General features: G+C 67.3%; 16 protein-coding genes. 6 read left to right on the top strand and 10 right to left on the bottom strand.

Annotation, left to right across the window (positions count from 1 at the left end):
- Positions 1-114 precede the first annotated feature (114 nt).
- Positions 115-462 (top strand): hypothetical protein, encoded by a 348-nt coding sequence (locus JOY29_RS11015; RefSeq protein ID WP_300973578.1) that lies wholly within the window; start codon positions 115-117, stop codon positions 460-462.
- 36 nt (positions 463-498) lie between these two features.
- Entirely contained in the window at positions 499-648 is a 150-nt protein-coding gene (locus JOY29_RS11010) for a hypothetical protein (protein ID WP_300973577.1), read from the top strand.
- A gap of 2 nt (positions 649-650) precedes the next feature.
- Here the strand turns inward: JOY29_RS11010 and JOY29_RS11005 are convergent, their stop codons facing one another.
- The 3 genes from JOY29_RS11005 to dinB form a co-directional block, all read right to left on the bottom strand.
- Positions 651-890, bottom strand: a complete 240-nt coding sequence (locus JOY29_RS11005) for a hypothetical protein (RefSeq protein WP_300973576.1) — start codon at positions 888-890, stop codon at positions 651-653.
- A gap of 110 nt (positions 891-1,000) precedes the next feature.
- Positions 1,001-1,540, bottom strand: coding sequence for a CarD family transcriptional regulator (locus JOY29_RS11000; RefSeq protein ID WP_300973575.1), 540 nt, complete (start codon positions 1,538-1,540; stop codon positions 1,001-1,003).
- A 196-nt stretch (positions 1,541-1,736) separates the two neighbouring features.
- The gene (gene dinB / locus JOY29_RS10995) at positions 1,737-2,810 is read right to left on the bottom strand and encodes a DNA polymerase IV (protein ID WP_300973574.1); all 1,074 of its coding nucleotides are present in this window, start codon (positions 2,808-2,810) and stop codon (positions 1,737-1,739) included.
- A gap of 74 nt (positions 2,811-2,884) precedes the next feature.
- Here dinB and sucC point away from each other — a divergent pair, with 74 nt between their 5' ends.
- From sucC to JOY29_RS10980, 3 genes are all read left to right on the top strand, one after another.
- On the top strand, positions 2,885-4,084 hold the full coding sequence (gene sucC, locus JOY29_RS10990; protein WP_300973573.1) for an ADP-forming succinate--CoA ligase subunit beta: 1,200 nt from the start codon (positions 2,885-2,887) through the stop codon (positions 4,082-4,084).
- Positions 4,085-4,199: 115 nt separating this feature from the next.
- Positions 4,200-4,949, top strand: coding sequence for an electron transfer flavoprotein subunit beta/FixA family protein (locus tag JOY29_RS10985; RefSeq protein ID WP_300973572.1), 750 nt, complete (start codon positions 4,200-4,202; stop codon positions 4,947-4,949).
- Positions 4,946-5,878: an FAD-binding protein gene (locus JOY29_RS10980; RefSeq protein WP_300973571.1), complete on the top strand. Its 933-nt coding sequence runs from the start codon at positions 4,946-4,948 to the stop codon at positions 5,876-5,878. Before JOY29_RS10985 ends, JOY29_RS10980 begins: the two co-directional genes overlap by 4 nt.
- A gap of 27 nt (positions 5,879-5,905) precedes the next feature.
- Here the strand turns inward: JOY29_RS10980 and JOY29_RS10975 are convergent, their stop codons facing one another.
- Positions 5,906-6,370, bottom strand: a complete 465-nt coding sequence (locus JOY29_RS10975; RefSeq protein WP_300973570.1) for a hypothetical protein — start codon at positions 6,368-6,370, stop codon at positions 5,906-5,908.
- A 71-nt stretch (positions 6,371-6,441) separates the two neighbouring features.
- Entirely contained in the window at positions 6,442-7,704 is a 1,263-nt protein-coding gene (gene lysA, locus JOY29_RS10970) for a diaminopimelate decarboxylase (protein WP_300973569.1), read from the bottom strand.
- Between the two features lie 153 nt (positions 7,705-7,857).
- Here lysA and JOY29_RS10965 point away from each other — a divergent pair, with 153 nt between their 5' ends.
- Positions 7,858-8,757, top strand: a complete 900-nt coding sequence (locus tag JOY29_RS10965) for an energy transducer TonB (RefSeq protein WP_300973568.1) — start codon at positions 7,858-7,860, stop codon at positions 8,755-8,757.
- 3 nt (positions 8,758-8,760) lie between these two features.
- Here JOY29_RS10965 and JOY29_RS10960 read toward each other — a convergent pair whose 3' ends face one another.
- The 5 genes from JOY29_RS10960 to JOY29_RS10940 form a co-directional block, all read right to left on the bottom strand.
- The gene (locus JOY29_RS10960; RefSeq protein WP_300973567.1) at positions 8,761-9,747 is read right to left on the bottom strand and encodes a histone deacetylase family protein; all 987 of its coding nucleotides are present in this window, start codon (positions 9,745-9,747) and stop codon (positions 8,761-8,763) included.
- A 5-nt stretch (positions 9,748-9,752) separates the two neighbouring features.
- Positions 9,753-11,039: a hypothetical protein gene (locus JOY29_RS10955; protein WP_300973566.1), complete on the bottom strand. Its 1,287-nt coding sequence runs from the start codon at positions 11,037-11,039 to the stop codon at positions 9,753-9,755.
- Positions 11,000-12,223 (bottom strand): Na+/H+ antiporter NhaA, encoded by a 1,224-nt coding sequence (gene nhaA, locus JOY29_RS10950; RefSeq protein ID WP_300973565.1) that lies wholly within the window; start codon positions 12,221-12,223, stop codon positions 11,000-11,002. Before nhaA ends, JOY29_RS10955 begins: the two co-directional genes overlap by 40 nt.
- 70 nt (positions 12,224-12,293) lie before the next feature.
- Entirely contained in the window at positions 12,294-12,719 is a 426-nt protein-coding gene (locus JOY29_RS10945; protein ID WP_300973564.1) for an OsmC family protein, read from the bottom strand.
- Positions 12,720-12,776: 57 nt separating this feature from the next.
- Positions 12,777-13,907 carry an AI-2E family transporter gene (locus tag JOY29_RS10940; RefSeq protein ID WP_300973563.1) on the bottom strand — a complete coding sequence of 377 codons (1,131 nt, stop codon included), beginning with the start codon at positions 13,905-13,907 and terminating at the stop codon, positions 12,777-12,779.
- Positions 13,908-13,973 lie beyond the last annotated feature (66 nt).

Genomic DNA, 13,973 nt, shown 5'->3' with positions numbered 1-13,973 from the left:
CGCTCTCCCCCTGCCCGGCTCCCGTCATTGCGGGGAGCGACGCGCCGACGCAATCCGCTTGTTGCGTTGCCGTTCCGGATTGCTTCGCCGCGCGTGGGGTGACAGCATGGGCCCATGCTGACCCTGCTCGTCGCCCTCGCTGCCGCGCAGCCCTCGCCCGAGACGCTCGATGGCAAGTGGGTCGTCGACCTGTCGACCGAGCCGGGCAAGCCCTACACCCAGCCGATGGAGCTGAAGCTCGCACCCGACGGCAGTGTCACCGGCAGTTTCTACAACAGCCCGATTCAGGCGGGACGCTGGAAGAAGGATCGCGGCCGCCTCTGCGCCAGCTTCCGCACCAGCGACGGGCAAGGGCCCTATCACAGTGCCGTCTGCCTGATCGACGGTGAGGCCGAAGGGCAGACCTGGGCGGAGCACCGCAACTTCCTCTTCAACTGGGAAGCCGAGCGGGCCAGACCCTAGGCGGACCCCTCGCCGCCGCTCGTTGGTTGGCTGGGCATGGACGACAATTTGACCAATGCGCCACGCTCGCGGGCTCCGGGCGGCGTGCGGCTGCTCGGCATCGCCGCCATCCTGTTCCTCATCATCGCCATCCTGCTGCTCGCCACCGGGGTGGTGAACTTCGAGCAGCGCGGCTTCTTCGGCTAGCTTTACCTGCGGCGGGTGGCGAGCAGGCCGGCGGCGAAGCCGAGCGCGACGCCTGCGACTCCGCCAGCGGCGAGTGCGGTGCGCTTCCAGAAACGTTCGCCCTGCATTGCGGGCTGAAGCGGCGCGGGCCGCTGCGGGCGGAGCTGCCCGCCTTCCTCGACCGGGATGCTGTGCACCGTCCGGCTGATGGCCTTGATCCGCTCGCGCTTGGCGGCAGCATTGTCGAGGTGCGTATCGGTCATGATGGTGACGTTGATAGCCGTCCGGGGTTGCGGCGTCGTTAAGGCAAAAGAAAAGGGCCTTCCCGCGATCCGGCGGAAAGGCCCTCCCTTTGAGACATTATCGAAGCCTGTCAGTCCTCGACCACTTCCTTGGTCTTGTGATGGATCTGCGCGGCCTTGTTCAGGATCTCGTGGATCTTGCCCAGCGCCGACTTCTCGTCGGTCTGCTCCATCGCGCCGAGTTCGCGCGCCAGGCGCGAGGCGGCGGCTTCGAAGATCTGGCGCTCCGAATAGCTCTGCTCGGGCGCATCGTCCGGGCGGAACAGGTCGCGGGTCACCTCGGCGATCGACGACAGGTCGCCCGAATTGATCTTCGCTTCATATTCCTGGGCGCGGCGCGACCACATGGTGCGCTTCACCTTGGGCTTGCCCTTCAGGATCTCGAGCGCGGCCAGCATCGTCTTGTCGCTGCTGAGCTTGCGCATTCCGACCGAGTCCGCCTTGTTGACGGGAACACGGAGAGTCATCTTCTCCTTTTCGAAGCGCAGGACGTAGAGCTGCAGGCTGGTGCCCGCGATCTCCGTCGACTGCAGCTCGACGACACGACCAACTCCATGCTTGGGGTAGACCACATAATCGCCAACGTCGAAGCTAAGGGCCTTCGCTGCCATTCTTCACCTTTCCAGATGCGAGATGCGAATCACGAAGCGGCGCCCCCCAGTAGCCCCGCGGCCGTGTGCATCTCTCTTGCGGACAGTGCCTGCTGTTACACAGTGCCTGTTGCCAGGCGGTGGTTGCGATGAAGGCCGCAACGCATGGTTGATGCGAAACGGCCCCGTCTGTCTTCAGTCTTTAACACAAACGTATTCAAATCGCCAGCCCCAGCTGACGTGGCACCTGATTGTTAACATCGATCAGGTTCGACAGCCCAAGTCCCAGCAGCCGCACCCCTCTTGGTACCGGAAGCAATTGATCCAGAAGGAAATGTCCGGCAGCGGCGAAGGCTTCGCGGTCGGTCACGGGAAGGGTGAAGCTGCGGGCGCGGCTGATCAGCTGGAAGTCGGAATACTTGACCTTGAGGGTGACCGTCCGCCCGCTCGCCCGCGCCCGCTCGATCCGGTCCCAGGCAAGGCCGGCCACCCGCTCCAGTTCGCGGTGGAGGTCCTGCGGGTCGGAATAATCGCTGTCGAAGGTGCGCTCGGCGCTGACCGACTTGGCCTGCCGGCTGCTTCGGACCGGCCGCTCGTCGATTCCGCGGGCGATGCGCCAATACCATTCGCCCGAGCTTCCGAACCGGCCCTTCAGCTCGTCCATGCTCAATTGCTGGAGGTCGGCGCCGGTCTGGATGCCCATCGCCTCCAGCCGCTCGGCGGTGCGCGGGCCGATGCCGTGGAAGCGGCCGACCGGCAGGGTGGCGATGTAGCGCTGCGCCTGTTCGGGCCGGATGACGCACAGGCCGTCCGGCTTGTTCTGGTCGCTGGCGAGCTTGGCGACGAACTTGCAGTAGCTGACCCCGGCCGAGGCGGTGAGGCCGGTCTCGCCGCGGATTCGGGCGCGGATGGCCTCGGCAATGGCCTTGGCAGAGCCGAGCCCGTATCGGTCCTCGCTGACGTCGAGATAGGCTTCGTCGAGGCTCAGCGGCTCGATCAGGTCGGTATAGTCGGCGAAGATGGCCCGGATCTGCAGGCTGACCTCGCGGTACGCGTCGAAGCGAGGCTTGACGAAGACGAGGTCGGGGCAGCGCCGCTTCGCCGTCACCGAAGGCATGGCCGAGCGCACCCCGAACGCCCGCGCCTCGTAGCTCGCCGCCGCTACCACCCCACGGTGCCCGCCACCGACGGCGACGGGTCGGCCGCGCAGCGACGGATCGTCGCGCTGCTCGACGCTCGCGAAGAAGGCATCCATGTCGACGTGGATAATCTTGCGGAGCGGCGCGTTCACGCCTCGTTCCCTAACTTGGCTTGTCGCCAGAGTCATGCTTTAGGGCCGCCGAACCTTCATCCTCGGGACGATCCATGAACATCCACGAATATCAGGCCAAGGAACTGCTCGCGAAGTTCGGCGTCGCCGTTCCGGCCGGCCATGCCGCCATGAGCGTCGAGGAAGCGGTCGAGGCCGCCAAGCAGCTCCCCGGGCCCCTGTGGGTGGTCAAGGCGCAGATCCACGCCGGCGGCCGCGGCAAGGGCAAGTTCAAGGAACTCGGTCCCGACGCCAAGGGCGGCGTCCGGCTCGCCAAGTCGATCGATGAAGTCCGCGCCCATGCCGAAGAGATGCTTGGGCGTACGCTCGTCACCATCCAGACCGGTGATGCGGGCAAGGAAGTGCAGCGCCTCTACATCACCGACGGCGTCGACATCGAAAAGGAATTCTACCTCGCGCTCCTCGTCGACCGCGAAACCGGCCGCATCGCGGTGGTCGCCTCGACCGAAGGCGGCATGAACATCGAGGACGTCGCCCACGAGACCCCCGAGAAGATCCACACCATCACTATCGATCCGGCGACCGGCCTGATGCCGCATCACGGGCGCGCGGTGGCGGCGGCGCTGGGCCTGACCGGCGACCTCGCCAAGCAGGCCGCCAAGGTCCTCGCCGGCCTCTATGCCGCCTTCGTCGGCACCGACGCCTCGCAGATCGAGATCAACCCGCTGGCGATCACCGGCGACAACAAGCTGATGGTGCTCGACGCCAAGGTCGGCTTCGATTCGAACGCCATGTTCCGCCACAAGGACCTCGTCGAGCTGCGCGACCTCACCGAGGAGGATCCGCAGGAGATCGAGGCCAGCAAGTACGACCTCGCCTACATCAAGCTCGATGGCGACATCGGCTGCATGGTCAACGGCGCCGGCCTTGCCATGGCGACCATGGACATCATCAAGCTGAACGGCGCCGAGCCCGCCAACTTCCTCGACGTCGGCGGCGGCGCCAACAAGGAGAAGGTCACCGCGGCGTTCAAGATCATCCTCGCCGACCCGTCGGTGAAAGGCATCCTGGTCAACATCTTCGGCGGCATCATGAAGTGCGACATCATCGCCGACGGCATCGTCGCCGCGGCGCGCGAGGTCGATCTCAAGGTGCCGCTGGTGGTCCGCCTGGAGGGCACAAACGTCCAGCAGGGCAAGGACATCCTGGCCAATTCGGGCCTGCCGATCGTCGCCGCCAACGACCTTGGCGATGCGGCGGCGAAGATCGTCGCGGAAGTGAAGAAGGCGGCTTAACGGATCAACCGTCACCCCGGCCTTGAGCCGGGGTCCGCCTTTCTTCTCAGTCTGTTAGAAGAAAGGCAGGCGGATGCCGGGTCAGCCCCGGCATGACGAAGCAAGAGGGACGGAAATGAAGCTACTCGTCGCGGTCAAAAGGGTGATCGACTATAACGTGAAGCCCCGGGTGAAGATGGACGGCACCGGCGTCGATCTCGCCAACGTCAAGATGAGCATGAATCCCTTCGACGAGATCGCCGTCGAGGAAGCCATCCGCCTCAAGGAAAAGGCCGGCGCGACCGAGATCGTGGTGGTCTCCGTCGGGCCCCAGAAGGCGCAGGAAACGATCCGCACCGCCCTTGCCATGGGTGCCGACCGCGGCATCCTGGTCCAGACCGATGACGAGGTGGAGCCGCTCGCCGTCGCCAAGATTTTGGCGAAGATTGTCGAGGAAGAGCAGCCGCAGGTCATCCTGCTCGGCAAGCAGGCGATCGACGACGATTCGAGCCAGGTCGGGCAGATGCTGGGCGCGCTGACCGGCTACGGCCAGGGAACCTTCGCCTCGAAGGTCGAGATCAGCGGCGACACAGCCAATGTCACCCGCGAGGTCGACGGCGGACTCGAGACGGTCGCGCTGAAGCTGCCGGCGATCGTCACCACCGACCTTCGTCTGAACGATCCGCGCTATCCCTCGCTGCCCAACATCATGAAGGCCAAGTCCAAGCCCTTGGCGACCAAGTCGCCGGCCGATTACGGCGTCGACACCACGCCGCGCCTCGAGACGCTGAAGGTCGCCGAGCCGGCCAAGCGCGTCGGCGGCGCCAAGGTGGGAAGCGTCGACGAACTGGTTGCCAAGCTCAAGACCCTCGGAGTTGTCGCATGAAGATCCTGGTTCTCGGCGAGCACGCCCACGGCAAGGTCAAGGACTCGACCCTCGCCACCCTCGGCGCCGCGGCAAAGCTGGGCGGCGAGGCGCATCTCCTGCTGATCGGTTCGGAGGCGCAGGGCGCCGCAGCCGATGCGCAGGCCATCGGCGGCGTGTCGAAGGTGCTGGTGGCCGCCGACGGCGCGCTCGACCATGAGCTGGCCGAAAGCGTCGCGCCGCTCCTGCACAAGCTGATGGAAGGCTATGACGTCCTCCTCGCTTCCTCGACCACCACCGGCCGCAACATCGCGCCGCGCGTTGCCGCCCTGCTCGACGTCGCGCAGGTCAGCGACATCGTCGCGGTTGAGGGGCCGGACACGTTCCAGCGTCCGATCTATGCCGGCAATGCGATCGCCACGGTTCGCTCGAAGGACGCCAAGAAGGTCATCACCGTCCGCGGCACCGCCTTCACCAAGGCCGAGCGCAGCGGCGGCTCGGCCGGGATCGAGAATGTCGACGCGGGCGTCTCCAACGCCGTCTCCACCTTCGTCTCCATGGAGGCCAGCGAAAGCGAGCGGCCGGAGCTGACCAGCGCCAAGATCATCGTGTCGGGCGGCCGCGCGCTGGGCAGCGCCGACCAGTTCCACGCGCTGATCGACCCGCTCGCCGACAAGTTCGGCGCCGCCGTGGGCGCCAGCCGCGCCGCGGTCGACGCCGGCTATGCGCCGAACGACTATCAGGTCGGCCAGACCGGCAAGATCGTCGCTCCGGAACTCTATGTCGCGATCGGCATCTCGGGCGCCATCCAGCACCTTGCGGGGATGAAGGACAGCAAGGTCATTGTCGCCATCAACAAGGACGAGGAAGCCCCAATCTTCCAGATTGCGGACGTCGGCCTGGTCGGCGACCTGTTCAAGCTGGTGCCGGAGCTGACCGAGAAGCTGTAAGGAACGGCGGTCGTCGGGAGCGGCCGCTCACTCCTCCTCCTTAGCTTCGGCCTCCGCCCGCGTGCGCTGATAGATCTCATAATCGGTCGGGCCCTGCCGCAGGGCCGGGCGGAGATCCTCGCCGCGGATGGCCTTCACGGCGAGGCCGATTGCCCGCAGTGCCATGTCACTCACCGGAAGAGCGCCCGTGCACTGGGTCATCGGGCCCGTGCCGGCACAGCTCTGGGTGATGGCGTGTGGACGCGGGGGACGGGTGGGATCGTCGCGATCCTCAATCGAGCGCAGGGTCCTGAGCGTGCTCGTGTCGATCCGGTAGCGCCGCTCGGTTCGTCCGCACACCATGATCTCGTCCGGCTGGGCCGTCCGATCGCAACCGGGCTGGATGACGGGAAGGACAATGCGCTCCGGCGGACCGGGCGATGCGCTTGCAACCTGCGTGCTGACGGCCGGTGCAAGCAACAAGGCCGATCCGATCAGGCTGGCCAACTCCATCGCACACCTCCGACGACTCGTCCGGAGAGGCTAGGCCTGAACCAAGCCCGCATACAATGCTGGGTCGCCGCTCAGCGCCATTCCGGCTCCGCCACCGCCGCCAGTGAGTCCACATCGATCCGCTGGCGAACGACTGCCCAACGATCACCATCGACCAGCACCTCGGGCGTCAGCGGACGGCTGTTGTAGCTGTTGGCGAGGGTCGCGCCGTAAGCCCCTGCGGTGCGGAAGACGATGAGGTCGCCCGCCGCCACATCGTCCATCTCGCGGTCCATGGCGAAGGTGTCGCCGCTCTCGCACACCGGGCCGACGACGTTGACCGTGGCGCGCTTGCCGGACGGACGGACTGCCTCGATCCGGTGATAGGCATCGTAGAGCGCCGGGCGCATCAGGTCGTTCATGCCGGCATCGACGATCAGCCAGGGCGCGCGGACGCCGGGCTTCACCCGCACGACGCGGGTGAGCAGCACGCCGGCATTGCCGACGATCAGCCGCCCGGGTTCGAACAGCAGGCGGGTATGCCAGTCGGCGGTGACTTGGCGGACCATCGCGCCATAGGCCTCCGGGCTCGGCGGCTCGGGCTGGCCCGGACCGTGCGGCACGCCAAGCCCGCCGCCGAGGTCGGCGATGCCGATGTCATGGCCTTGCGCACGAAGCGCACCGATCAGTTCGCCCACGCGCCGGAAGGCGGCTTGGAGCGGATCGAGGCTGACGAGCTGGCTGCCGATGTGGACGGTAATGCCCTGGACCTTGAGCCCCGGCAGCGTCGCCGCCTCCGCGTAGGCGGTCATCGCCCCGGCAGCGGCGATGCCGAACTTGTTGTCGGCGGTACCGGTGGTGATCTTGGCATGGGTGCCGGCGCTGACGTCCGGATTGATGCGGAAGCCGACCGGCGCCACCCGCCCCTGTTCCGACGCGACCGCGGACAGCATGCGCGCTTCCTCCATGCTCTCCGCGTTGAACTGGAGGAGCCCGCCGGCGAGCGCCTCGGCCATTTCCGCCTCGGTCTTGCCGACGCCCGAAAAGACGATGCGCTCCGGCGCGATGCCGGCGGCTCGGGCGCGGCGATATTCGCCGATCGACACCACGTCCGCACCGAGCCCGGCCTCGCACAGGACCTTCAGCACCGCCGCATTGGGGTTGGCCTTGACCGCATAGGCGACCAGCGGATCACCCGTTCCGCAGCCGGCGACCGCCCCCTGCATGACGCGCGCATGGCGGACCATGGTCGCGGTCGAATAGACGTAGGCGGGCGTGCCGACCGCTTGCGCGATGCGGTCGAGCGGCACGTCCTCGCAGTGAAGGACGCCGGCACGATGCTCGAAATGGTCCATGGATCGGAAGCTGCTCGCCGAGGAGTGAAGGGCGGGCTGGTTATTCCGCCACAGCAACGCGGGCAAGTGCGCCGGCCCTTGCCTCTGCCGCCGGTCGCCTTAGCATCGCAGTTGCCGGTTCGGGGGAAACGGAGAGTGAGGCGTATGTCGAGAATGATGTTGCTCGGGTCGGTCGTAGCCCTGATCGCGGTGCCCGCGCTGGCTGCGCCGAGGGCGCCTACCGTCCTCGCACCGGCATCCAAGTGGAACCTCCACTATGCCGACCAGAGCTGCCAGTTGAAGCGGACATTCGGCGATCCCGCCAACCCGACATCGCTGGTGTTCGAGCGGATCGATCCGGGCTCAGGCATGAGCATGATGGTGTATGGCGATCCGCTGCGCGCCCGGTCAGGGCTGCGCAACGGCAAGGCCGCCTTCCTGCCCTTTGTCGATCATCCCTTCGAAGAGGGAAGCGTGGCCGAAACCGTCGCCAACAAGAAGATCGCCATCCTGTGGACCAGCGTGGACTTTCTCGCCGGCGCGGAGAAGCCGCCGGAGACGAAGCCCGGCGAGCCGGTCATCCGCGATCCGTCGCAAGTCGCTGCCCTGCGCGCGACTGAAACGGCCAATGCCGCACGGGTGACGGGCGTCCAGGTCACCGAACCGGGCGGCCGCAAGATCGTGCTGGCGACCGGACCGCTCGAAAAGGTGATGGAGGCCATGCGGAACTGCGCCCGCGAGCAGCTGGCGGCCTGGGGTGTCGATCCCGATGTGGAAGAGCGGATCGTCAGGTCGGCGACCCCGATCCGGCCGCTGGCGTCGCTGTTCAGCTGGAGCGACTATCCGGTGAGCGCCTTGCCCCGCGGCGAAGAGTCGATCGTCAAGGCGCGGCTGAACATCGGTGCCGACGGCCTCGTTACCCGCTGCACCAGCCTGACGGCCTTTCGCGGTGCCGGCTTTGCCGAGGTCACCTGCAAGAACCTTCAGCAAGCCAGGTTCCAGCCGGCGCAGCTGGCGGACGGGACCAGAGTGCCGAGCTATACGGTGGCGAACGTCCGCTTTCAGATGCCCTGATCCTCAGTCGAGACCAGAGAGCAGCCCCGCCACGTTGGCGCCAAGCGCGTCGACCGCATAGCCGCCTTCGAGCACGACCAGGGTCGGCAGGCCCATCGCCGCCACGCGCCTGCCGAGGCGAGCGTAATCGCCGGTGCGGATGGCGAAATGGCTGATCGGATCGCCTTCGTAGGTATCCGCGCCGAAGCTGAGGACCAGCAGCTCGGGCGCGCCTTCGCCCAGCCAGTCGCAGGCGCGGGCGAGCGCGGCGTCATAGGCGTCGAAGGCCGTGCCGCGCGGTAGCGGCAGGTTGAGGACATTGCCGCCGCTCTCCTCCGCGCTGCCCCAGAAAAAGGGATAGTCGGTGGCCGGATCGGCATGGAGCGAGGCGAAGCGCAGGCCGTCGCGGCCCGCGACCATGTCCTGCGTGCCATTGCCATGGTGATAGTCGATGTCGAGGATCGCCACGCGCCGTCCGGCCGCCAAGGCCGCGATGGCGGCCCAGTTCAGATAGGAATAGCCGCCCATATAGTCGGCGCCGGCATGGTGACCGGGCGGCCGGGTCAGCGCGAAGGCATGGTCTCCGCCAAGCACCACGTCGAGCGCGGAAAGAAGGGTGTCGGTACCGGCAAGCAGCGCCTCCCAGGTGCCGCCGCTGATCGGCGCGCAGGTGTCGAAGCTATGCGCCCCGAGCCGGGCGTCGATGCGCTGGAGGTCGCGCGGACGGCGATGGACCGGAAAGGCATAGGGAAGCGCATCGCCCGTCCGACCGGCCGCGCGCCACTCGTCATGCGCGGTACGGAGCAGGTCGAGATAGGCAGGGTCGTGCCCGGTGCCGAGCAGCTCCAGCAGCGCCGCCTCGCCGCGCCGCTCCGGCGCCTCGGTCCGGCCGATGGCGGCGAGCACGCTGTCCACCCGCTCCGGCACGTCCGCCGCCGGGTGAAGCGCGCCGTTGAAGAACTCGGACCGTGGCGCGTGGGCACGCTGCGCCTCGTCCCAGAAACAGCGCATCCCGATCAGCCCTGGAGGTCGCTCGGAAGGGTGGGCTCGCTCAGCAACTGTTCCATCCGCTGCCAGCGCGCCTTGCCCTCGGGGAAGCGCTCGACATCGCGGGCGACCATGTCGCGGCCGATATCGTAGTTGATCACGTAGGAGCGATACTGCTTGGTGAAATTGACCGACTGCCTGGCGCGCGCCTCGCTCACCAGCTGGTAGCGCTGCGTCAGGCGCACCGCCTCGGCTTCGTCCACCTCGCCGTCGAGGAAGCGCTGGGCGATGGTGTTGCGGGCGGTGGAAAGGTCGCGCAGCGCGTCCAGCAAGGCATCGTAGCGCGCCACTTCCTCGCCGTTCAGCCCGGCGAGCGGCGCCAGCACGGCCGCCTCGTAGCGGGCCTTGCGGGCGCCCGGGAACGCAAGGTCGATGCCGTAATTGGCCGAGCCTTCGGCCAGCAGCGACTGGGGCGAATAGAGCGGATAGACGCTGAACTCGGTCCAGCCCTTGCCCCGCACCAGCTTCTCCTCGAGCAGCACGTTCAGCACGTGATGGCCGGGATAGCCCTCGTGGCAGCCGAGATCGACCGCGCGGCTGAGGCGGATGGGCAGGTCGGTGTTGATCTCGATCCGGCTCCGGTACTGCCCGAGATAATAATTGTAGCCCGACCAGCTCTTGCCGGTGACGAAGGCGAGGTCGAACCGCTCGGTCGAGGGAAGCGAAATATTCTCGACCGTTGCCGTGCGGCAGGCGGCGATGGCCGAGCGGAAGACCGTCTCGAGCTTCTCGCGCGGAATGGTGAAGCGGTTCTGATAGGCTTCGACCCGGTCGGCCAGCGACCCCTCGCCGGGGACCAGCGCCTCGATGCGGGCGAGGACGGGATCGTAGCTCGCCAGCGGGTTGAGCGTCGGGCGCACCCCGAACAGGCCCTGCGCCTCCTCGGCGAAGGGGAGCTTCTCGCCCTGCAGCATGCGCAGGCGGGTGGCGGCGGCGGTAAGCTGGGCGGACAGGAAGGCGGCCCGGCGCGGCTCGGTCGCGGCAAGCGGGGTCACCCGCGCCTGGAGCGCCCGAACCCTGCCGGCCAGCGCCGGAAGGTCGCTCGCCTGCGCCAGCGCCTGACCCTCGGTCTTCAGCCCGGCATCACCGTAGAAGGCATCGATATAGCCCTCCTCCTTTTCGCCGATCGCGAGCTGGAGCACGACATAGTCACGGGCGACCGCATCGAGACCGTCGCGGGCGGGAGCGCCTGTCGTCGTGGCGCACCCGGCCAGCGTCAGCGAGACGGCGGCGGCGAGGAAAAGGGATCGTTGCATACGGTGGGGTCCTTGTCGGCATCCTCGCCGAAGATTTCTTCCGCTTCCTGACGGTCGCGGTCGGATTCGCCGATCGGCCTGGCCATGGCGAGCACGGCATAGCCGGCAATGCCGGAAAGCAAAGAGCCGAGCAGGGTTCCGATCTTGGCTTCGTCGATGAGCAGCCGCTCGGTGAAGGCGAGTTCGCCGATGAACAGGCTCATGGTGAAGCCGACGCCGCACAGCAAGGCTGCCCCGTAGATGTGAGTCCAGCTCAGCACCTCGGGCTTGCGGGCAAGACCGATCCGGTCGACCGCCCAGATGGCGCCGAACACGCCCAGCTGCTTGCCGATGAACAGGCCCGCGGCGATCCCGAGCGGGAGCGGCGAAAAGACCTCATCGAGGCCGCCGATGGTCACGCCCGCGCTCGCCAGTCCGAACACCGGGACGATGCCGAACATGACGATGGGATGCAGCTTGTGCTCCAGCATCTTCAGGGGCGACACGGGTTCGCCGCGGCCGAGCGGAATGGTCAGGGCCGCGATCACGCCGGCGATGGTCGCATGAATGCCGGACTGGAACACCGCTACCCACAGGAAGGGGAAGATCAGCAGATAGGGCCACAGCCGCCGGACTCCGAACATGTTGAGCGTCGCCATCGCGCCGACCAGCGCGGCGCTGACGGCCAGCGCGGTCATGTTGATCTCGGCCGTGTAGAAGACGGCGATGATGATGACCGCGCCAATGTCGTCGATGATGGCGATGGTCACCAGCAGCACCTTGATGCTGGCCGGCACCCTCGGGCCGAGCAGGGCAAGCAGGCCAAGCGCGAAGGCGATGTCCGTTGCGGCGGGGATGGCCCAGCCGGACGACAGCGCGGGATTGAAGCCGGTGACCAGCTTGTAGACGAGGGCCGGCACCGCCATGCCGAAGGCCGCCGCGATCATCGGCAGCTGCCGCGCCTCGCGCGTGGCGAGCTGCCCGTCATACCATTCGCGCTTCACCTCCAGCCCGACGAGCAGGAAGAACAGCGCCATCAGCGCGTCGGCAATCCAGTAATGGACGGTAAGCGGGCCGACGTAGGTCTCGAGCAGCGCGTGATAGCCATGCGCAAGCGGGCTGTTGGCAATCAGCAGCGCGAGCGCCGCCGCCCCCATCAGAAGGAGACCTGCGGTGCGTTCGCTGTTGCTTGCATGTCCGGCCATAAGGCGGACATGCACAGCTACTTCAACTCACGCAACATGGCTGTTTTCCGGCGAAAGCCGGAGACCATGGTCAGGCCACCTCGACGTCCAGGCTCATCTCGGCGTTGAGCAGCTTGGACACCGGGCAGCTCGCCTTGGCTTCCTCGGCGAGGGCGCGCAGCTCGGCCTCATCGATGCTGGGCACGCTGGCGCGCAGCTTGAGGTCCGACCGCGTGATGGTGAAGCCGGCGCCGTCCTGTTCGAGCTTCACGCGCGCCTCGGTCTGCAGTTCGCCCTGCTCATGGCCGCCCCGCGCCAGTGCGAAGCTCAGCGCCATGGTGAAGCAGCCGGCGTGGGCGGCGGCGATCAGCTCCTCGGGATTGGTCCCCGGCTCGCCCTCGAACCGCGTGTTGAAGCCATAGCGGCTGTCCTTGAGCACGCCGGACTGGGTCGATATCCAGCCCTTTCCGGTCTTGCCCGTACCTTCGTAGCGCGCGGTGGCGGTGCGGGTGATCATCCGGTCGTCTCCTCTGGTTGAAGGTCAGCCAATGATCTGGGTCGCCGGAAGGTTGCGTCAATCCCCCGGTGGAGTCGGCGGGCCGGGACGAGGCTCGGGCTCGCCGCTGCTGTGGAGCACCTCCTGCTTGTCCTCGCCGAGATACAGCCGCCGCACCAGCACCAGCACGACGATGGTCAGCGGCGTCGCCAGCAGGACGCCGGCCACGCCGAACAGGATGCCGGCGGCGATGATCCCGAAGATGGTGATCGCCGGCGGCAGGTCGACCATCTTGTTCTGCAGCAGCGGCATGACGAGGTTGCCCTGCACCTGCTGAACCGCGATCAGCACGACCACCGTCCAGATGCCCACGTCGGTGCCCTGGCCGAAGCCGAGGATGACGGCCGGCAGCACGGCGACGATGATCCCGAGATAGGGGACGAACTCCGCCAGACCGGCGACCAGCCCAATGGCAAAGGCGGCCGGAACCCCGACCAGCCACAGGCCGACCCCGGTCGCCGCGCCGACGAACAGCATGCCGAGCGCCTGCCCCTTCAGCCAGTTGCGCAGGGAGACGGTGACTGCGTCAAGCGTCTCCGCGACGCTGGTGCGGCTGCGGTCGGGAACCAGCCGAAGCAGGCCGCCCTGGTAGAGATTGGGCTGGGCTGCGAGATAAAGGCCGCCGACCAGCACCAGAGCGAGGCCCGACAGGGCGCCGCCGACCGCCGCGAGCGTGGTGGTGGCGGCATTGACCATCGCCTGCCCGCTCGGCACCAGGCCGCGCGCTTGCTCCAGCAGGCGCATGCCCAGCGGAGAGCCCTGGAGGCGCTGCTGCACGTCGGCCCAGGCAGCGGGCAATTGCTGCGCCAGCGTGGTGAACTCGCCCTGCATGGTGGTGCCGAAGAAGGTGAAGGCGCCGACCAGGACGCCCAGCAGGGTAAGCACGCTCGCGCCGAGCGCCACGCCGAACGGAATGCCGGTGCGCCGGCGGATGGCGTTGGTCATGGTCAGGAAGATCAGCGCGACCAGGCTACAGGCGAACAGCAGCAGCAGCACGTCGATCAGCACGTAGATCAGGTAGGCGGCGACGCAGGTCGCGAGGAACACCACCGTCGCGCGGAACACCCGGCGTTCCAGATTGTCGCGCGGGGCCGGAGTGGCGCCGGACTCGCTGTTGATCCGCTCGGCTTGGTCGGTGAATTTGGCCATTCGCTCTTGTGGGCGAGAAGACGGGCCGGAAGCAACTTCTTGTTCCCTGGGGGGCTGGTCCATCGT

This window comes from Sphingomonas sp. LHG3406-1, assembly GCF_029637485.1.
GTDB lineage: Bacteria > Pseudomonadota > Alphaproteobacteria > Sphingomonadales > Sphingomonadaceae > Sphingomicrobium.
Note: the sequence above shows the minus strand (reverse complement) of the source record. Positions and strands in the feature narration are given on the sequence as shown.

Excerpts from the sequence above, each read along its gene's own strand:
- JOY29_RS10985 (WP_300973572.1), top strand. The coding sequence starts at position 4,200 with ATGAAGCTACTCGTCGCGGTCAAAAGGGTGATCGACTATAACGTGAAG.
- JOY29_RS10945 (WP_300973564.1), bottom strand. The coding sequence starts at position 12,719 with ATGATCACCCGCACCGCCACCGCGCGCTACGAAGGTACGGGCAAGACC.
- JOY29_RS10975 (WP_300973570.1), bottom strand. The coding sequence starts at position 6,370 with ATGGAGTTGGCCAGCCTGATCGGATCGGCCTTGTTGCTTGCACCGGCC.
- JOY29_RS11015 (WP_300973578.1), top strand. The coding sequence starts at position 115 with ATGCTGACCCTGCTCGTCGCCCTCGCTGCCGCGCAGCCCTCGCCCGAG.
- nhaA (WP_300973565.1), bottom strand. The coding sequence starts at position 12,223 with ATGGCCGGACATGCAAGCAACAGCGAACGCACCGCAGGTCTCCTTCTG.
- JOY29_RS11000 (WP_300973575.1), bottom strand. The coding sequence starts at position 1,540 with ATGGCAGCGAAGGCCCTTAGCTTCGACGTTGGCGATTATGTGGTCTAC.
- JOY29_RS11010 (WP_300973577.1), top strand. The coding sequence starts at position 499 with ATGGACGACAATTTGACCAATGCGCCACGCTCGCGGGCTCCGGGCGGC.
- JOY29_RS10965 (WP_300973568.1), top strand. The coding sequence starts at position 7,858 with ATGATGTTGCTCGGGTCGGTCGTAGCCCTGATCGCGGTGCCCGCGCTG.
- JOY29_RS10960 (WP_300973567.1), bottom strand. The coding sequence starts at position 9,747 with ATGCGCTGTTTCTGGGACGAGGCGCAGCGTGCCCACGCGCCACGGTCC.
- sucC (WP_300973573.1), top strand. The coding sequence starts at position 2,885 with ATGAACATCCACGAATATCAGGCCAAGGAACTGCTCGCGAAGTTCGGC.
- JOY29_RS10940 (WP_300973563.1), bottom strand. The coding sequence starts at position 13,907 with ATGGCCAAATTCACCGACCAAGCCGAGCGGATCAACAGCGAGTCCGGC.
- JOY29_RS10955 (WP_300973566.1), bottom strand. The coding sequence starts at position 11,039 with ATGCAACGATCCCTTTTCCTCGCCGCCGCCGTCTCGCTGACGCTGGCC.
- lysA (WP_300973569.1), bottom strand. The coding sequence starts at position 7,704 with ATGGACCATTTCGAGCATCGTGCCGGCGTCCTTCACTGCGAGGACGTG.
- JOY29_RS10980 (WP_300973571.1), top strand. The coding sequence starts at position 4,946 with ATGAAGATCCTGGTTCTCGGCGAGCACGCCCACGGCAAGGTCAAGGAC.
- JOY29_RS11005 (WP_300973576.1), bottom strand. The coding sequence starts at position 890 with ATGACCGATACGCACCTCGACAATGCTGCCGCCAAGCGCGAGCGGATC.